The sequence below is a fragment of the Uliginosibacterium aquaticum genome (genome assembly GCF_012972705.2).
Taxonomy (GTDB): Bacteria; Pseudomonadota; Gammaproteobacteria; order Burkholderiales; family Rhodocyclaceae; genus Uliginosibacterium; species Uliginosibacterium aquaticum.
Map to the genome: position 1 here is coordinate 1,051,438 of NZ_JABCSC020000001.1, position 17,889 is coordinate 1,069,326.

Sequence of the window (17,889 nt, forward strand, 5' to 3'; positions counted from 1 at the left end):
CTCAATTGTCGACAAACCGGCCCTTCACCGCGAACAGGCCCTGTGGCCGCTTCTGGATGAAGATGATGATGAAAACGAGGACGGCGATCTTGGCGAGCACCGCGCCGGCGAAGCCTTCGAGCAGCTTGTTCAGCACGCCCAGACCCAGCGCGGCGTACACCGTGCCGGCGAGTTGGCCGACGCCGCCCAGCACCACGACCATGAAGGAATCGATGATGTAGCTTTGGCCCAGATCCGGCCCGACGTTGCCGACCTGGCTCAGCGCGCAGCCAGCGAGGCCGGCGATACCGGAGCCGAGGCCGAAAGCCATGGTGTCGACACGCGGCGTGGCCACGCCGACGCAGCTCGCCATCTGGCGGTTCTGGGTGACGGCGCGCACAAACAGGCCGAGGCGGGTGCGGCTCAGGATCAGGCCCATGCCGATGACGACCAGTACCGCGAAGGCGATGATCGCCAGTCGGTTATACGGCAGGATCAGGTTGCTCATGACCTGCACGCCGCCGGAGAGCCAGGCGGGGTTTTCGACCATCACGTTCTGCGCGCCGAAGAGGCTGCGCACGGCCTGAATCAGCATCAGGCTGATGCCCCAGGTGGCGAGCAGGGTTTCCAGCGGGCGGCCATACAGGTGACGGATGACCAGACGCTCCATCGCCACGCCCACCAAGGCGGAGGCGCAGAAGGAGACCGGGATGGCGATCAGCGGGTAGAACTCGAAGAGGTCCGGTGCGTGGGCGCGGATCAGGTTCTGCACTGCGTAGGCGGCATAGGCGCCGATCATGATCAGCTCGCCGTGCGCCATGTTGATCACCCCCATAAGGCCGTAGGTGATGGCGAGGCCCAGCGCTGCGAGCAGCAGGATGCTGCCCAGCGACAGGCCGGTGAACAGGCCGCCTGCGGCTTCACCCAGCTTGAGGTGGGAGTTGATCGAGTTGATGGCCTGCTGGGCCGCCACGCGCAGGGCTTCGTCGGCTTCACGGTAGCTGCTGCCCTCTTTCTCGAGCAGGGCGCCGAGCAATACCTTGGCGTTCGGCTCACCGCTGCCACCGAGGGTCTGGATGGCCGCGAGGCGGATGGCCTTGTCCGGATGTTGCAGCTGGGCGGCAGCCTGGGTAAGGCGCAGCAATTTGGCGATCTGCGGGTCAGACTCGGTGGCCAGCGCCTTGTCCAGCAGGGGCAGGATCGCCGGGTTGGCCGAGTCCTGCAGTTTCTTCACGGCTTCCAGGCGTTCGCTCTGGTCGGCCGAGGATAGCGCGAGGGCGGCGAAAGCACCGTCCAGTGCATTGGTGACGCGGTTATTGCTGACCACGTCTTCGAGTTCATCCGGCACCTTGGCCAGTTTTTCACCGCTGATGGCATCGCTGGCGGTTTCTCCATCAAAAATGATGGCTTGCTTGCCTCCGAGCGATTTGAGCGTGTCGTCGCGCAAGGCTTCGAGGATGGGCAGGGCTTCGGGATCGGCGCTGCCGGCAATCGCGTAGAGCGCGGCGACCTTGGCGTCGTTGTCGCCGGTGGCGAGCTGGAGCACCAGCTCCGGGGCAGGTTTGGCGAAGCCGAGCGGGCTGGCAAGAGAGATGGCCAGGCTCAGCAGGGCGAGAAGTGCGGGGCGCATGAAGGTCATGGCGGTCTTGAAAATCCAGGATTCAGGCGTGGCGGGCCGCGTGGCCCGGGTGTCCGGCGGTGAGGCCGGCTGCAGCAAGGGCAAGGGAATTGCCTTGATGCACGCGCGCTGCGCGCACCCGGCATGAAGAGGAAGGGGATGCATGCATCCCCTGTCCTTTCAGATCACCGGATTACTTCTTTTCCGGCTCATCCTTCTTCTTGTCGTTGCCTTCAACAAACGGGCTCCAGGGTTGAGCCTTGACCGGGCCAGGGGTCTTCCACACCACTTTGAACTGACCGTCAGCCTTGATTTCGCCGATGAACACCGGCTTGTGCAGGTGGTGGTTCTTCGGGTCCATGGTGGAGACGAAACCGCCCGGAGCCTTCACGGTCTGGCCGGCCATCGCGGCGATCACCTTGTCGGTGTCGGTGCTCTTGGCCTTCTCGACCGCTTGCGCCCACATCTTGATGCCGATGTAGGTGGCTTCCATCGGGTCATTGGTCAGCGGCTTGTCCTTGTGACCGGCGATGTTGTTCTTCTTGGCGTAGTCGCTCCACTGCTTCACGAAGGCCGTGTTGGTCGGGTTCTTGATGCTCATGAAGTAGTTCCAGGCGGCCAGGTGGCCCACCAGCGGCTTGGTATCCACGCCGCGCAGTTCTTCTTCACCCACCGAGAAGGCCACCACCGGTACGTCGGTCGCCTTCAGGCCCTGGTTGCCCAGTTCCTTGTAGAAGGGCACGTTGGAGTCGCCATTGATCGTGGAGACCACGGCGGTCTTCTTGCCTTCGGAAGAGAACTTCTTGATCTTGGCGATGATGGTCTGGTAATCGCTGTGACCGAAGGGGGTGTATTCCTCCAGGATGTCGGCATCGGCCACGCCCTTGCTCTTGAGGAAGGCGCGCAGGATCTTGTTGGTGGTGCGCGGGTACACGTAGTCGGTACCCAGTAGCACGAAGCGCTTGGCTCCGCCGCCGTCCTTGCTCATCAGGTATTCAACGGCCGGAATGGCTTGCTGGTTGGGCGCAGCACCGGTGTAGAAGACGTTCTTAGACAGCTCTTCGCCTTCGTACTGCACCGGGTAGAAGAGCAGGCTGTTCAGTTCCTCATACACCGGCAGCACGGATTTGCGGGAGACGGAAGTCCAGCAGCCGAAGGTGACGGCGACCTTGTCCTTGGAAATCAGCTGGCGGGCCTTTTCGGCAAACAGTGGCCAGTTGGAAGCCGGATCGACGACGACCGGTTCGAGCTTCTTGCCAAGCACGCCGCCCTTGGCGTTGATCTCTTCGATTGCCATCAGCACGGTGTCTTTCAACACGGTTTCGGAGATGGCCATGGTGCCGGAGAGCGAGTGCAGCACGCCCACCTTGATGGTGTCAGCGGCCGAAGCGCTGAAAGATGCGAAGCCGGCGACGGCCATGGCGGCAGACAGCGCCGAGATCTTGATGAAGCTGCGACGAGATTGCATGTGAAAGCTCCCTGAGTGTGTGGTGGTGTGCAGGCGACCGTTTCCTGATCGCGTGATGCCACTTTAGGGAGTCAGCTTCGGGAGCTGAATACGTCAGAGTGCGTAGGCGCTGCGTAGTGTTCAGCGCGACGGGCGTTGAGGCAAGGCCTGCAGCGCGACGACCAGTGCGTCAACCACGCTGCGCCAGTCGCCATGGCTGGGCTGACGGAACAGGCGCATGCCCGGGTACCATGGGCTGTCGTCGCGCTCCAGCTGCCAGCGCCAGTCGGTATTGAAATGCGGCAGCATGACCCAGCAGGGCTTGCCCAGCGCACCTGCCAGATGAGCCACTGCCGTATCCACGCTGATCACGAGATCGAGCCCTGCGATCACGGCTGCGGTATCGGCAAAGTCCCGCAGTTGCGGGCCGAGCGGGGTGATCGGGCAGGCGGCCTGCACGGTATGCGCCTCGTCTTCCCCAGTGCCTTTCTGCAGGCTCACGAAGCTTACGCCGGGGACTGACCACAGCGGCGCGAGATGTAGCAGGTGCGGCAGGGAGCGTTCGCGGTCGTTCTCGAACTTCGGATTGCCGCGCCACACCAGCCCTATGCGCAGGCCACCGCTGGGCAACACGCGTTGCCAGCGCGCCTTGTCCGCAGCATCCGGATGCAGGTAGGGCGTGACGGCCGGGATGCTGCGGGCATTGGTGCCGCAGTAGCGGGGCAGGCTCAGCGGTGGACACCAGAAGTCCCAGTTCGCCAGATGTACCGGGTGGTCGAGGGGCAGCACCTGATCGATGCCCACCAGCGTGGTAAAGAGTCGCTGCAGGCCCGGGTGGCATAGCAGTTCGACCCGTGCCGCACCGCGTGCCTTGAGCAGGCGGGCATAGCGGCCGAACTGGATCATGTCGCCATGGCCGGCCTCGCAGGTGATCAGGATGGACTTTCCCGTCAGTGCTTCTCCCTGCCAGCGGCGGATGCCAAGGGTGTCGCCGAGAACATTCTCCAGACCGGCATACCAGTCACGTGCTTCGAAGTAGCTGAGGCCTTCATCGAAATTGCCCTGGCGCAGGAGCAGGTAGCCCAGGTTGTAGCGGGCGCTGGGGTAGTCCGGCGAATGCTCGAGGGCTGTGTACAGGCAGGCTTCGGCTTCGGCGTCACGACGCAGGCTGACCAGCAGGGCGCCGAGGTTGGACCACAGGGCTGGGGTGTGCGGGTCGCTGGAGATGCCTTCGCGATAGGTGGCGATGGCGGCTTCGAAGTCCTGGCGGGCTGCCAGCAATGCGCCGTAGTTCAGGAACAGTTGCGGGCTGCGCTCGCCCAGCTCCAGGGCGTGGCGATAACAGTGCTCGGCCTCTGTCGCCTCGCCGCCCTGATCGAGTAGCAGGCCCAGATTCACCCAGGCTTGCGAGAATTCCGGTTGCAGGCTGATCGCGCGGCGGAAACAGCCCTCGGCTTGGGTACGGGTACCCGCCATCATCAGAGCCACCCCTTCATTGAAGAGGGCGTCGGCGGGCGGGGCGAGGAGGGCGCCGGAAGCGTGGTTCATGTGAGCTGGATGGGCTGCGATGCAAGCGAGGCCAGCTTATGAATTTTTCAGCGCTAGTGGGTTAACTTGATATTTTTTTACTCCTTGGGCCGGGGCGTATGTTCAGACGCGCGCCAGGATGGCCGTGACGGCGGCCGCGAAGTCATCGCAGACGAGTGCCGGGCGCTCGCCTGCTGCCTGTTCATCGGCTGGCCGGTATTTGCCGGTCCGTACGAGCATGGCGGCAACCCCGCAGGCTTGGGCGCCTTGCACATCGTCGCGCAGATCATCACCGATCATCACGGCCTCCTGCGCGCCGATGCCCAGCTCGCCCAGCGCGGCCCCGAAGAAGGCTGCAGCCGGTTTGCCGATGATGGTGGCTTGTACGTCTGCGGCGTATTCCAGGGCAGTGACGAAAGCGCCCATGTCGATCGTGAGTCCGTCGGTTTCCTGGAAGAAACGGTTGCGGGCCATGGCGATCAGCGGCAGGCCTTGTTTGAGCAGGCGGAAGGCCTGGTTCATGGCGGCAAAACTGAAGCCATCGGCCGCATCGCCGAGCACCACGGCATCCGGTGCGGCGGCGCTGGGGCCCATTTCGGCGGCAATGTCCGGGTGAATCAGCAGCCAGGGATGCAAGTGGTGACGCTGTACATATTGGTGCGTGGCATGCACCGCCGTCATCACCTCATCCGGCGCGATGCCCAAGCCCATCGCCTGCAGCTTGCCGACCACGCTGGCGCGCGGGCTGCGTGTGGTGTTGGTGAGAAAACGCAGGGGCAGCTTGGCTGCACGCAGGCGCGCCAAGGCGTCGATGGCGCCGGGCAGGGCACGATCACCGACGTGAATCACGCCGGCCAGATCGATCAGCACGCCGCGCGGGCGGGAGGGCAACTCGGGCATGGCAAGTCTCCTTGGCAGAACCTATCTTCAGCTTATGCAAGAAGCGCGCGCACTGTTGGGCATTCAAGCCGGGGGGCCGCACTGCCGATAAATGCGTGGCCTCCCTCTTTTGTCATCCGCACTGTCATGCACGACTTGCTTCGTACCCGTACTGCCCGTTGGGCCCTGCTGGCCGCCTGGCTCAGTGCCAGTTTCGGCGGGCTGCTCTATGTTGAGTACGAAGCGGCTCTGCGCGGCATCCTGTGCAGGGTGGCTACTGGCTGAAGTACGCAAACCACAGGAGCCGCTCACATGAACCCATCCGCTGCACAGAATTCCGAGCAACAGGCCTTGCAGGCTTTTCGGGCCCGGGCCGATGGGTTGTTGGCTGGGGTGCTGGGCCTGTTACTGCTGGTCTGCCTGGGCCTTGCCGTGGCTAATGGCAGCTGGTTGCCGGCGCTTCTGCTGGGCGTGCCGGCCCTCGTCGTGCCACTGGCCCTGATCCGTCTGGAGCCGGGTGGCCTGATCGCCAGACTGGCAGTGGCGGCGGCCTTCATGATTTTCTCGGGACTGATGATTCATCAGGCGCGCGGCATGATCGAGGCCCACTTCGGCATCTTCGTGCTGCTGGCCTTTCTGGTGTTGTACTGCGACTGGAAGCCGCCGGTGTTTGCGGCCGGGCTGATTGCGGTGCATCACGTGCTGTTCTCGTGGCTGCAGGCCGGCGGGCTGGGCGTATATGTGTTCCCGCAGCCCGGCACAGTCGGGCTGGTGGTGCTGCATGCGGTGTATGTGGTGGTGGAAACCGTGGTGCTGTGTTTTGTGGCCTTGCGCTTGCGCGCGATGGTGCTGGACGCAGCCGAGGTCTCCCGCTTCGCGCTGGAAGTCAGCGCCGGTCGCCTCGACTATCGCTTCGATGCCGCGCGGCGCGAGGCCAGCCCGGTGATTCAGGCGGTGGCCACGATGCAGGATCAGTTGCGCGAATCGCTGCAGCGCGTGAGCCAGGGTTCGGGTCGTCTGGCTGCACTGGTGACGCGGCTGAATGCCTCGGTGCAGGCGATTGCCGGCGATGCGGCCGAGCAGGGGCAAGCTACCCAGAGCATGGCCACGGCAATGCAGGAGATGAACGCCTCGATCAGCATGATTACCGGAGAGGCGGCGGAAGCGCGGCGTCTCGCTGCGGCCTCGCAGACGGCGGCGGCCGAGGGCGGGCAGGTGGTGCAGAATTCGGTCAGCGAAATGGGTGCGATTGCCGGGGTGATCTCGCAGGCGGCGGAGCGGGTCGAGGAGCTGGGCGAAAAGTCCGAGCGTGCCGCCCAGGTCGTCAACATCATCAAGGAGATCGCCGACCAGACCAATTTGCTGGCCCTGAACGCGGCCATCGAGGCAGCACGGGCTGGTGAAACGGGGCGCGGCTTTGCCGTGGTGGCTGACGAAGTGCGCAAGCTGGCCGAACGTACGACCAAGGCTACCAACGAGATCAACCAGATGATGGACGACATGCGCGCGGCCAAGCAGAGTGTGCTGGATACCATCGAGCAGGCGGTCGGCAAGGTCGAAGCCGGTGTGGCGCATGCGGGCGAGGCCGGTAGCCGGATGGCCCAGATCAATACCCAGACCAGCAGTGTGGGAGAGGTGGTGGAAGCCATTTCCGGCGCCCTGAGCGAACAGAGTACGGTGACGGGCGAGATCGCCAGTCATGTGGACCGGGTGTCCTGCCGGGCGGACTCGGCGACCGCTGCCACCCGAGATATTGCCCAGGAGGCGGGCGAGGTGCAGGAAGTGGCGCACGATCTGCGGGATTCGCTGGCGCGCTTCAAGCTCTGAGCGCCGGCTCGCATCGGGGGCGGGACGGCGCTCAGCCGCGCAGTTTTTCGAGTGCCAGCTTGGCGGCCGCCGTACGGTTTTCCACGCCCAGCTTCTCGTAGATGTGCTCCAGATGCTTGTTCACGGTGCGCGGTGAGGAACCGAGGATTTCGCCGATATCCGGGCTGGTCTTGCCCTTGCATACCCAGTAGAGCACTTCGGCTTCCTTGCGGGTCAGCGTGAAGGCGGCAAGCAGGGCCTCGATCTGCGCGGCATCGTTTTCTTCGCGCAATACGATCAGCCATTCGCCGTCGGCGGTTTGATCATGCAGGGTGAAGATCAGGCGCCGGGATTCGTGGGCGATGTTGAGGGGCAGCAGCGGGCTACCGGGTTCGCGGCGCGCTTGATCAAGGGTGCGGATGATCCATTGCAGCAGCGGCGGCGGCGCCAGTTCGGCAGCGCTTTCGGCCGGGAAGTAGTCGGCCAGCAGGCGGCGCGCGAGCGGTGTCTGCCAGGTGACGCGGCCGCTCTCGGGGCGCACGGCCAGGGTAGCCTGGCCAAAGGCGTCCAGTGCGCTGCGCGCCTGCTTCATCTGGCGGGCGCTGGCCAGGTGGCTGCTGATGCGGGCAATCACCTCGCCGGTGCGCACCGGTTTGCTCACGTAGTCTGAGCCGCCAGCGTTGAAGGCCGCCACCACATGCTCGGTTTCGGTGAGGCCGGTCATGAAGATGATCGGGATGTGGCGGGTGGAAAAGTCGGCCTTGAGACGACGCGCTACTTCGAAGCCATCCATGCCGGGCATCAGCGCGTCGAGCAGGATGATGTCCGGCAGGCTCTGGCGGGCGCGGGCCAGGGCCGAGTCGCCATTGATGGCGACCAGCACAGTGAAGCCGGCCTCATCGAGCGCATCGTGCAGCACGGAGAGGTTTTCCGGTACGTCATCGACGATCAGGACGAGATCGGTGCGGCTGCGGTCGAGGTCAAGCGGCGGCATCGAGGGCTTTCTTCACACGCTGTTGCAGGCTATCGAGATCGAATTGTGCCAGCAGTTCGCGTAGCGGTTGAGCCCAGGCGGCGTGCGTCGGGTTGGCCTGGCTGATCGCATCGAGGGCTGCGTGGATGCCGCGCACATAGCCCAGGCGGACTTGCTGATCGAGTTTTTCGAGCAGCGCCCGGGGCGGCTGGCTGCTGCTCTCCTCTGGCAAGGGCGCGGTGATTTCGGCGGGGGCTTCGATCCATTCCAATTGCAGCGTGCGTCCGATCCAGTCGAGCAGTTCTGCCACCTTGAAGGGCTTGAGGATAAAGTCCTGCGGGGAAACGCCAGCGTCGTTTTCCAGCCCCTTGTCGAAGGCGTTGGCCGAGAGGATGGCGATGAAGGGCGCACTGGTTTCGGTCGTAGCGTCTGTTGTAGAGGCGGACTGATCAGCCTCGGGGCGGCCCGGCGGACGCTGAGCACGAATGCGGCGGATGGTTTCCCAGCCGTCAATGCCGGGCATGGCCAGATCCATGAAGATCAGGTGCGGCTGGAAACGCGGCAGTACTTCAAGGCATTCGATGCCAGAGGCGGCCTGGTCCAGCTCGAAGCCGAGCGGAGCGAGCACGCTGGCGAGCAACTCGCGGTCGTCGGCCTGGTTGTCGACGATCAGGATGCGCCGGCGCTCGCCGCGGTAGCCGGTGTAGTGGCGGCGTGGCAGTTCGCGGGCGGCCTGGGCTGCATGCACCTGCGGCAGGAACAGGCGCACCGTGAAGCAGGTACCGATGCCGGGTTCGCTCTTCACCGAGAGCTCGCCGCCCATGAGGCCGGTGAGCATGCGCGCGATGGTCAGGCCCAGTCCCGTGCCGGAGGTGCTCTGGGCGCTGCTGCCGCGCGAGAAGGGCTCGAAGATGCGTTCCAGTTCTTCGGCAGAAATGCCGGGGCCCGTGTCTTCGATCTCGAAGGTGGCCATGTCGCGGCTGTGGCGCAGGCGGAACTTCACGCCGCCGACACGCGTGAATTTCACCGCATTGCCCAGCAGATTGATGAGGATCTGGCGCAGCCGTTTCTCGTCGGCCCGCACCACGGCAGGCGGCTCGCCGAGGCACTGGTAATCAAAGGCCAGCGCTTTATGCTGGGCCTGCAGGCTGAACATCTGCACCAGTTGCTCGAGGAGGGCGCTGAAGTCGATGGCGCGGGTCTCCAGGCTGAGCTTGCCGCCCTCTATGCGGGCGATGTCCAGGGTGCCTTCGATCAGCGACAGCAGGTGATCGCCGCTGCGCCGGATCACGCGGATGGCCTGCTGGCGGTGGCTGGGGATGGTGGGGTCATCCTCCAGGATTTGGGCATAGCCGAGGATGGAGTTGAGTGGCGTGCGCAACTCGTGGCTGATCGCGGTGACGTAACGGCTCTTGGCCTGGTTGGCCGCATCCGCCACCTGTTTGGCCTGTTGCAGGGCCTCGTCGGTGCGCTTGTGGGATTCGATCTCGCGCATCAGGAGATGGGTCTGGCGGTTCGATTCTTCCTGCGCCACCTGGCGGCTCTTGTGGGTCAGCACCAGCCACCAGGCAATGATGCCGGAGGCGAGCAGGAGCACGCAGAAAACCTTGGTGAAGGTGCTGCGGATGGCCGGCATCAAGACCGGGTCGACAAGGGTTTGGGCCTGCTGGTAGTACAGCACGCCGAGCAGGGCGGCGAGGCCGGCCAGTACCGCGCCCATCAGCAGCAGGTAGTGGCCCAGCCCGCTGTCGATGTAAGGCCACAGTGCTCGCGGCAGCAGGCGGCGCATGCCGGCAGACCACTGCGCTGAGAGGCGTGCGTCCGGCTTGCACAGGTCATGGCAGCGGGCGTCCAGCGAACAGCACAGGGAGCAGATATGGCCCTGGTAGGCCGGGCAGCGCGCCATGTCTTCGCCCTCGTACTCGCGCTCGCAGATCACGCAGCGCAGGGTGCCGGCCGCTGCGGGCACGGCCGGACGGGCGAGGTAGTACTTGCCGCCGGTGGCCCAGGCAATCAGCGGCGAGCTGATCAGGGCGGCGGCCAGCGCGATGAAGCTGGCAAAGGCCTGGGCGTTGGCGCCGAAGACGCCGAGGTAGGCAAGGATGGAGAGGGTGGAGGCGATCAGCATGGCGCCGACGCCGACCGGATTGATGTCGTACAGATGCGCGCGCTTGAACTCGATGCCGGGGGGCGACAGGCCCAGCGGCTTGTTGATGACGAGGTCAGCCACCACGGCCACCAGCCAGGCAATCGCGATGTTGGAATACAGGCCCAGCACCTGGCCGAGGGCCTGGAATACGTCCAGCTCCATCAGCATCAGGGCAATCGCGGTGTTGAACACCATCCACACCACGCGGCCCGGGTGGCTGTGGGTGAGGCGGGCGAAGAAGTTGCTCCAGGCGAGCGAGCCAGCGTAGGCATTGGTGACGTTGATCTTGAGCTGCGAAATGATCACGAAGCCGGCGGTGATCGCCACCGCCCAACCCGGATGACTGAAGACAGACTCGAAGCCGACGAGATACATCTGGTTCGGGTCGACGGCCCGGTCCACCGGCACCGAATTGCGCAGTGCGAGATAAGCCAGCAGGCAACCTCCGAGCATCTTGGCCACGCCCATCAGCACCCAGCCCGGCCCGCCGACCAGCACCGCGGCGAGCCAGCTTTTGCGGTTCTGCGCAGTCTGCGCTGGCATGAAACGCAGGTAATCGACCTGCTCGCCCATTTGGGTGATCAGCGCGATGCCCACCGTAAGTGCGGCGCCGAACAGATGCATGTTGAAGCCTGCGCCGAGGCCATTCGCACCGGGATAAACGGCCAGTTCGCCGAGCACGCCGGGGTTCTTGGCCAGCACGAAGCCAAAGGGCAGGGCCAGCAGGATCAGCCACACTGGCTGGGTGAGGCGCTGCAGGCGGCTGATCACGGTGACTCCGTGGGTCACCAGCGGAATCACCACCAGTGCACAGATCAGGTAGCCCCAGGCGGGCGGGATGTCGAAGGCGAGTTCCAGTGCGTAGGCCATCACCGCCGCCTCAAGGGCGAAAAAGATGAAGGTGAAACTGGCGTAGATCAGTGAGGTGATGGTCGAGCCGATATAGCCGAAGCCCGCGCCGCGTGTGAGCAGATCCATGTCGAGCCCGTAGCGAGCGGCGTAGAGGCTGATCGGCGTACCGCACAGGAAGATGATGATGCCGGTGGCCAAGATGGCCAGAGCGGCGTTGATGAAACCGTAATTGACCAGCAAGGTGGCGCCCACGGCTTCCAGCACGAGGAAGGCGGCGGCCCCGAAAGCGGTGTTGGCAACCTGCCATTCCGAGAGCTTGCGGAAGCTCTTGGGGGTGTAGCGCAGGGCGTAATCCTCGATGGTTTCACTGGCGACCCAGGTGTTGTAGTCGCGCCTTACCTTCACGACGCGTTGTACGGCATCGTGCTCGTCGGCACTGGCTTGGGGCAGGGGGCTGGGGTTCATCCCTGGAACGATGCAGGGCCTGTGCCCGGGGCGTCAAGCAACTGAAGTGAAAGAGTAAAAGCATTGGTTCGGAGGCGCCTGTGCCTGCGGCATTCCCGCCGATGGTGCCGGAGCATCCGGATACAGCCCCTGGCTGGTGCTCGATCCTGTACTTGTGTGCGGTGTCAGGCTCAAACAAACAGGCGTATTGTTGCTGCGCAGCATACTTCCGGCAGGCTCTTTGCCTAGTGCCGCGCCTGCCGCCTGAACCGCTTTCCGTTTCTTACCGGAGACTCGCATGTTCACCGAATTCACCCAGCAGCTACGCAACAGCTTCGAGCTGTATCAGAAGTCCTCTCACCTCTTCTCCCGCCGCAGTGAAGTTGCCAACACCCAGGCCACGGCACGCTTCAAGGAGGCTCTGGCCGAGGCCATGGGCGGCAAGATCACGCCGCAGGAGTTCTGGAGTGATTATGGCGATTACGTGGTGGATTTCGCGCAGCGCTCCGTGCTGTTCATGGACACGCTGCGCCAGCGCGGCAACAACTATCTCGAACACGTGAAAGCCGGCCAGCCTCCGCTGCTGCACTTCGATTACGAAGTGGTGCTGGATGCGCGCAAGTTCGACACGCCAGTCAATTACATGTTGCTGAAGATCATTCCGCCGGCCGGCGTGAAGATCGATCCGAAGCTGCGGCCCTACATCATCATCGATCCGCGCGCCGGCCATGGCCCTGGCATCGGTGGTTTCAAGGATGACTCGCAGGTCGGGGTGGCCCTGCGCGAAGGCCATCCGGTGTATTTCGTGTCCTTCCATCCGAAGCCCGAGCCGGGCCAGACCCTGCTGGATGTGTGCGAAGCCGAGCGCCGCTTCGTGGCCGAGGTGCGCCGCCTCCATCCGCACAGCCCCAAGCCGGTGCTGGTGGGCAACTGTCAGGGCGGTTGGGCCGCCATGATGCTGGCTGCCAGCAATCCGGAAGATACCGGCCCGATCGTGATCAACGGTGCGCCGATGTCCTACTGGGGGGGCGCCTTCAAGGAAGGCGAGGGTGACAATCCGATGCGTTACGCCGGCGGCATGCTGGGCGGCAGTTGGCTCTCTTCGCTGACGGCGGATCTGGGCAACGGCGTATTCGACGGCGCCTGGCTGGTGCAGAATTTCGAGAACCTGCATCCTTCGAATTCGATGTGGGACAAGTACTACCACGTGTTCGCCAACATCGATACCGAGCCGCCGCGCTTCCTCGAATTCGAGCGCTGGTGGGGCGGTTTCTTCCTGATGAACCGCGAAGAAATCGAGTGGATCGTGCGCAATCTCTTCGTCGGCAACTCCCTGTGGGAGGGCGATCTGCGTGCGCGTGACGGTGATCGTCTGGATCTGCGCGCGATCCGCTCGCCGATCATCCTGTTCGCCTCGATGGGCGACAACATCACCCCGCCGCAACAGGCCTTCAACTGGGTGGCTGACGTGTATGCCTCCACCGACGACATCAAGGCCAACGGCCAGGTGATCGTTGGCATGCTGCACGAAAACATTGGCCACCTCGGTATCTTCGTCTCCGGCAAGGTGGCGAAGAAGGAGCATGCGCAGATCGTCGAGGTGATGAAGTCCATCGAGAGCCTGCCGCCCGGCCTGTATGCCATGAAGATCAATGAAGAAAAGGGCGCTGGCGGCAAGATCGAGTATTCGGTGGAGTTCGTCGAGCACCGTCTGGAAGACATCTCCCTGCGCCTTAACAAGGTGGGGCGCAAGGACGAGAACATCTTCGAAGCCGTGGCCGAGATATCCAAGCACAACCAGCGCAGCTACGAGATGTTCGTACGCCCCTGGGTGAAGATGATTGCCAACGAGCCGATGGCTCAGGCCCTGCGCACCCTGCATCCGTTGCGTCTGCAACGCTGGATCCTCTCGGACCTGAATCCCATGGTGGCCTGGCTGGGCCCGGTGGCCGAGCAGGTGAAGGCCCAGCGTCGTGCCCTGCCGGCGGATGCGCCGCTGCGCAAGGCAGAGCGCTTCGGCTCCAGCATGATCAGTTCGCTGCTCGATTTCTATCGTGACATGCGCGATGGCCTCACCGAGCAGGCCTTCTTCGAGCTCTACGGCAACCTGTTCCTGATGGGGGTGGAAGATCCGGATCGGGAAGTGCCGCAAGCGGTGACCGAGCCGCGCCAGCTGGCGGTGGTGAAGGAGTCGCTGGCCGCCATCGAGCGCGGCGGCTATGCCGAAGCGCTGGTGCGCACGGCCGCCTTGATCAAGCGCCACGGCCAACCCTTCCTGCTTGAGCAGATCGAACTCAAGCGCGATCTCGAGGCGAGCTACGCTCACCTCCTGCCGAAGATGGACCGGGCTGACTGGCGCCAACTGCGCGGGGTGCAGGAAATCATCTGCCGCTACGAGCCGGCGCGTGCCCTGGCGAGCCTGCCGAAACTCCTGAGCAACGCCGATGAGCGTGCCCGTTACCTGCAACTGCTGGATGCAGTTGCAGCCGATCCGCGCTTCATCGAGCATGGTCTGGATCCGGAGCAGAAGGCGACTCTGGAAAAGATTCGCGCCAGCCTTGGGCAGCCCGCCGCTGCCCGGCCCGCACCGAAAGCAGCGGAGAAATCTGTGGCGAAGGCAGTGGCGAAAGCGCCGGCCAAGGCAGCATCCAAGCCTGCCGCCAAACCCAAGGCGGTAAGCAAAACGCCAGCGGCCAGCAAGCCGGCGGCGAAGCCTGCCGTCGCCAAGGCTGCCAGCAAGGCCGCGCCGAAGCCCGCGGGCAAGGCCAGTGCGGCCGCCAAAGCGGGCGCTGCACCAGCACCGGCAGTCGCCGCACGCAGTCTGGCGGCTGCCAAGCCTGTAGCCAAGCCTGCAGCCAAACCGGTCGCGGCCAAACCTGCGGCCAAGGCTGTTGCCGTGGCTACCCGCTCGCGCAGTCGCAAAGCGGCCAGCTAACGGCGCTGCGGTTTAGCGCGCGCGGCACTCAGCACAAAGCCGGGCTTGCCCGGCTTTGTGCGTTTTCAGCTGAGCTTCGCGCGCTGGCTCAGCGCCCGGGCGCGCGAAAACCGCTCTCGATCCAACTGCGGGCGCTTGCCTGGCTGAACCTGAAGTCTGGCCCCACCCGTAGCTCGGCGAGCAGCTCGCCGGCGGCATCGTGCGCGGACAGTGTGGCGTAGGGGTCGTCCTCGTCCGGCACGATGCTGAGCGAGACCTCGACCACGCCGTCGTCGGTGCTCACCGAGAGACGCTTGTTGAGCATCGCATGCAGATGCTGCTCGTGACGGCGGATCACTTCGGATGCGGTTTTCACCAGGGTGCTGAAGGCGGTGGCATCCAGCGGTTTGGGGTTCTTCTTGTCGCGTCCCATGGTCCACGGGCCGACCAGGGCGGGTTCCGGTTCGCCGTCGAGAATCATCTCGACCGCCCAGCCGTCGTCATCCTGGTTCTTGATCACGCGAGCAGTCCAGCCCTTGTCTTTCCACAGGCGGTCTTCGTGAACGGCGGTGGTGTCTTCATGCGGGGAAATCTTTGTCATGGCGCGATTGTACGGGCTGTGCGACGGGGCGTCGGCGGCCGGATCAAAGGGGCGCGCATCCAGCCTTGCCTGAGCCTGTGGCATAGCCTGAAACGAGTGTGTTGGGAGAGGATGCCAAGTGGAGTTCAAGGATTATTACCAGACACTGGGCGTGAGTCGCAGTGCGTCGGCCGATGAGATCAAGAAAGCCTTTCGCAAGCTGGCGCGCAAGTACCATCCGGACGTCTCCAAAGAGCCGGATGCCGAGCGCCGCATGCAGGAAATCAATGAGGCCAATGCGGTACTCTCGGATGTCGAGAAACGTGCGGCTTATGATCAGCTCGGCAGCGCACCGCCACCGGGGCAGGAGTTCCGTCCCCCGCCGGGCTGGGATAGTGGCTTCGAGTTTTCGAACCGGGGCTTCTCGTCGGGCGAAGCGGGTGATTACAGTGATTTCTTTGCTGAGCTGTTTGGCCGCATGGGCGGTGGGCCGCGCCCCCCGCATGGCCATGGCGGGGGCGCCAGCCTGCGCGGCGAGGACCATCATGCCAAGGTGGTGCTGGAGCTGGATGATACTTTCAGCGGCGCAACCCGCCAGATCTCGCTGCGCGTGCCCCGGCTTGATGAGCGGGGGCGGGTGCTGCTCGCCACACGCACCTTGAACGTGAAGATCCCGCGCGGCGTGCATGAGGGGCAGGTGATCCGTCTGGCCGGTCAGGGGGGCCCGGGCGTGGGAGGTGCGCCGGCGGGTGATCTGCTGCTGGAGGTGCATTTCAAGCCGCATGCGCGGCTGCGTGTGGAAGGCCGTGAGTTGCATCTGACACTCCCGGTCACGCCTTGGGAGGCCGCGCTGGGCGCGGTGATCAGCGTGCCGCTGCCGGGCGGCGAGCTGAAAGTGCGGATTCCAGCGGGCAGTCAGAGCGGGCGTCAGCTGCGGGTGCGTGGGCGAGGCATTCCGTCGAATCCTCCGGGCGATCTGCTACTCGACATCCAGGTCGTGTTGCCCCCGGCAGACAGCCCTGCCGCGCGCAAAGTCTATGAGGACATGGCGCATGCGCTGGCCTTCGATCCGCGTCAGGAGACTCAAGCATGAGCACCCATGATGATGAAATCCTGATCGGCAGCCTGCTTGATGAGAGCTGGCTGACCCTTGAGCAGGTTGCGGCTGCGTGTGCGGTGGAGCCAGACTGGCTGATCCTGCACATTCAGGAAGGGCTGTTTCCGCGCGTCGAATGTCTGGCTGGAACCTGGCGTTTTTCCAGCGCCTGTTTGCTGCGTGCCCGGCGCATGCGTCAGCTGGAGCGTGATTTTGATGCCGGCCCCGAGCTGGCTGCATTGGTGGCCGACATGCTGGATGAGCTGGATGCCTTGCGTGAAAGCCTGCGCAAGGTCGGGCAGGGCTGAGCCTGCGGCGCTCTGATGCCTGTGCTCAGGCCTGCAGGCGTTCGCGTTTGGCCAGTTGCGGGAAGAGCTTGATCCACAAGCCGACGATCGCCAGCGTCCCCAGCCCGCCCACGACCACCGAACCGACTGCGCCGAAGGCCGCCGCGGTGGCGCCGGACTCGAACTCACCGAGCTGGTTGGAAGCGCCGATGAAGATCGAGTTCACCGCGCTGACCCGGCCGCGCATCTCGTCTGGCGTTTCAAGTTGCACCAGCGACTGGCGGATTACGACGCTGATCATGTCCGCCGCGCCCGAAATCGCCAGCATCGAGAGTGACAGCAGAAAACTCGTCGACAGCCCGAACACCAGGGTCGCCAGCCCATACACGGCCACCGAGCCGAACATCAGCTTGCCCGCGCCACGCTCGATGCTGTGATGGGTCAGCCAGATCGACATTGCAAACGCGCCCACGGCCGGCGCAGCGCGCAGGATGCCCAAGCCCCAGGGGCCGGTATGAAGAATGTCGCGCGCATAGATCGGCAGGAGTGCGGTGGCGCCGCCCAGCAGCACCGCGAAGAGGTCCAGCGAGATCGCGCCGAGCACCGGCTTGCGCTGCCAGATGAAGCGGATGCCCGCGAACAGGCTGTCCCAGCTCACCGGCTGACGCGAGACGGCCGGTGCATGGTCATAGCGCACGCGGGCCAGAAAGATCAGCGCCGCAAGGAAGAGCAGGCCGCACAGTCCATACACCGTCTCGGCACCGGCCACATAGACGAAGCCGCCCGCGGCTGGCCCGGCAATGATGGCGAACTGGGCGCCGGCCGAGTTGAAGGCCAGTGCGCGCGGCAGGATTTCGGCCGGCACCAGCAGCGGTGCGAGGGCCTGCTGGGTGGGCATCTGGAAGGCCTTGGCGGCGCCCAGCGCCACGGAAGCCAGCAGGATGTGCTCACGGCTGATCCAGCCAGAAAGCGTGCCCCATACCATCGCCAGCACCACCAGTGCCTGCGCCACGAGACACAGGCCCAGCACGCGGCGGCGGTCAAAGCGGTCGGCAACATGGCCTACCACCAGGGTCAGCGCGAGCGCCGGCAGGAACTGGGCGAGGCCCACAAGGCCCAGATCCCAGGCGCTGTGGGTGAGGTCATACATCTGCCAGCCCACGCCCACCATCAGCATCTGGTTGGCCATGGTGGTGAAGATGCGCGACACCCAGAAAGACAGGAAGGCGTGCTGGCGGAAGAGGGGATTTTTAAGCTGCATGCTGCGGATTATCTCGCGCTTTGGGCGGGCGTTTGGCAAGGATTGTGGGCTGAGCGCTGATGAACTGCCCGAAGCGT

General features: G+C 64.5%; 13 protein-coding genes. 5 read left to right on the top strand and 8 right to left on the bottom strand.

What is annotated here, in order from left to right; genetic code table 11:
- Position 1: 1 nt before the first annotated feature.
- From urtB to HJ583_RS04795, 4 genes are all read right to left on the bottom strand, one after another.
- Entirely contained in the window at positions 2 to 1,762 is a 1,761-nt protein-coding gene (gene urtB / locus HJ583_RS04780) for an urea ABC transporter permease subunit UrtB (protein ID WP_235943698.1), read from the bottom strand.
- Positions 1,763 to 1,790: 28 nt separating this feature from the next.
- Positions 1,791 to 3,065 carry an urea ABC transporter substrate-binding protein gene (gene urtA, locus HJ583_RS04785; protein WP_101941272.1) on the bottom strand — a complete coding sequence of 425 codons (1,275 nt, stop codon included), beginning with the start codon at positions 3,063 to 3,065 and terminating at the stop codon, positions 1,791 to 1,793.
- A 120-nt stretch (positions 3,066 to 3,185) separates the two neighbouring features.
- Positions 3,186 to 4,592 carry a tetratricopeptide repeat protein gene (locus HJ583_RS04790; RefSeq protein WP_170020862.1) on the bottom strand — a complete coding sequence of 469 codons (1,407 nt, stop codon included), beginning with the start codon at positions 4,590 to 4,592 and terminating at the stop codon, positions 3,186 to 3,188.
- 102 nt (positions 4,593 to 4,694) lie between these two features.
- Positions 4,695 to 5,471, bottom strand: coding sequence for a TIGR01458 family HAD-type hydrolase (locus HJ583_RS04795; protein ID WP_170020863.1), 777 nt, complete (start codon positions 5,469 to 5,471; stop codon positions 4,695 to 4,697).
- A 126-nt stretch (positions 5,472 to 5,597) separates the two neighbouring features.
- Between HJ583_RS04795 and HJ583_RS04800 the strand changes: the two genes are divergently transcribed.
- Positions 5,598 to 5,735 carry a hypothetical protein gene (locus tag HJ583_RS04800; RefSeq protein ID WP_170020864.1) on the top strand — a complete coding sequence of 46 codons (138 nt, stop codon included), beginning with the start codon at positions 5,598 to 5,600 and terminating at the stop codon, positions 5,733 to 5,735.
- A gap of 27 nt (positions 5,736 to 5,762) precedes the next feature.
- Positions 5,763 to 7,277 (top strand): methyl-accepting chemotaxis protein, encoded by a 1,515-nt coding sequence (locus tag HJ583_RS04805; RefSeq protein WP_170020865.1) that lies wholly within the window; start codon positions 5,763 to 5,765, stop codon positions 7,275 to 7,277.
- A 31-nt stretch (positions 7,278 to 7,308) separates the two neighbouring features.
- Here HJ583_RS04805 and HJ583_RS04810 read toward each other — a convergent pair whose 3' ends face one another.
- Both HJ583_RS04810 and HJ583_RS04815 read right to left on the bottom strand, forming a co-directional pair.
- Positions 7,309 to 8,250, bottom strand: a complete 942-nt coding sequence (locus HJ583_RS04810; protein WP_101941268.1) for a response regulator transcription factor — start codon at positions 8,248 to 8,250, stop codon at positions 7,309 to 7,311.
- Entirely contained in the window at positions 8,237 to 11,695 is a 3,459-nt protein-coding gene (locus tag HJ583_RS04815) for a hybrid sensor histidine kinase/response regulator (RefSeq protein WP_170020866.1), read from the bottom strand. Before HJ583_RS04815 ends, HJ583_RS04810 begins: the two co-directional genes overlap by 14 nt.
- A 277-nt stretch (positions 11,696 to 11,972) precedes the next feature.
- Here HJ583_RS04815 and HJ583_RS04820 point away from each other — a divergent pair, with 277 nt between their 5' ends.
- Entirely contained in the window at positions 11,973 to 14,609 is a 2,637-nt protein-coding gene (locus tag HJ583_RS04820; protein ID WP_170020867.1) for a DUF3141 domain-containing protein, read from the top strand.
- Positions 14,610 to 14,697: 88 nt separating this feature from the next.
- On the opposite strand, the gene HJ583_RS04825 is transcribed toward HJ583_RS04820, so the two are convergent.
- Complete coding sequence (locus tag HJ583_RS04825) at positions 14,698 to 15,189, bottom strand: hypothetical protein (protein ID WP_170020868.1); 492 nt, start codon at positions 15,187 to 15,189, stop codon at positions 14,698 to 14,700.
- 118 nt (positions 15,190 to 15,307) lie between these two features.
- Between HJ583_RS04825 and HJ583_RS19305 the strand changes: the two genes are divergently transcribed.
- Both HJ583_RS19305 and HJ583_RS04835 read left to right on the top strand, forming a co-directional pair.
- Positions 15,308 to 16,261 carry a DnaJ C-terminal domain-containing protein gene (locus tag HJ583_RS19305; RefSeq protein ID WP_170020869.1) on the top strand — a complete coding sequence of 318 codons (954 nt, stop codon included), beginning with the start codon at positions 15,308 to 15,310 and terminating at the stop codon, positions 16,259 to 16,261.
- The gene (locus HJ583_RS04835; protein WP_170020870.1) at positions 16,258 to 16,572 is read left to right on the top strand and encodes a chaperone modulator CbpM; all 315 of its coding nucleotides are present in this window, start codon (positions 16,258 to 16,260) and stop codon (positions 16,570 to 16,572) included. Before HJ583_RS19305 ends, HJ583_RS04835 begins: the two co-directional genes overlap by 4 nt.
- A gap of 25 nt (positions 16,573 to 16,597) precedes the next feature.
- On the opposite strand, the gene HJ583_RS04840 is transcribed toward HJ583_RS04835, so the two are convergent.
- Positions 16,598 to 17,812 (bottom strand): MFS transporter, encoded by a 1,215-nt coding sequence (locus tag HJ583_RS04840; RefSeq protein ID WP_170020871.1) that lies wholly within the window; start codon positions 17,810 to 17,812, stop codon positions 16,598 to 16,600.
- Positions 17,813 to 17,889: the final 77 nt, after the last annotated feature.

Coding starts and splice junctions, on each gene's coding strand:
- HJ583_RS04810 (WP_101941268.1), bottom strand. CDS start 8,250: ATGCCGCCGCTTGACCTCGACCGCAGCCGCACCGATCTCGTCCTGATC.
- HJ583_RS04800 (WP_170020864.1), top strand. CDS start 5,598: ATGCACGACTTGCTTCGTACCCGTACTGCCCGTTGGGCCCTGCTGGCC.
- urtA (WP_101941272.1), bottom strand. CDS start 3,065: ATGCAATCTCGTCGCAGCTTCATCAAGATCTCGGCGCTGTCTGCCGCC.
- HJ583_RS04820 (WP_170020867.1), top strand. CDS start 11,973: ATGTTCACCGAATTCACCCAGCAGCTACGCAACAGCTTCGAGCTGTAT.
- HJ583_RS04790 (WP_170020862.1), bottom strand. CDS start 4,592: ATGAACCACGCTTCCGGCGCCCTCCTCGCCCCGCCCGCCGACGCCCTC.
- HJ583_RS04815 (WP_170020866.1), bottom strand. CDS start 11,695: ATGAACCCCAGCCCCCTGCCCCAAGCCAGTGCCGACGAGCACGATGCC.
- HJ583_RS04795 (WP_170020863.1), bottom strand. CDS start 5,471: ATGCCCGAGTTGCCCTCCCGCCCGCGCGGCGTGCTGATCGATCTGGCC.
- HJ583_RS04840 (WP_170020871.1), bottom strand. CDS start 17,812: ATGCAGCTTAAAAATCCCCTCTTCCGCCAGCACGCCTTCCTGTCTTTC.
- HJ583_RS04805 (WP_170020865.1), top strand. CDS start 5,763: ATGAACCCATCCGCTGCACAGAATTCCGAGCAACAGGCCTTGCAGGCT.
- HJ583_RS04825 (WP_170020868.1), bottom strand. CDS start 15,189: ATGACAAAGATTTCCCCGCATGAAGACACCACCGCCGTTCACGAAGAC.
- HJ583_RS04835 (WP_170020870.1), top strand. CDS start 16,258: ATGAGCACCCATGATGATGAAATCCTGATCGGCAGCCTGCTTGATGAG.
- urtB (WP_235943698.1), bottom strand. CDS start 1,762: ATGCATCCCCTTCCTCTTCATGCCGGGTGCGCGCAGCGCGCGTGCATC.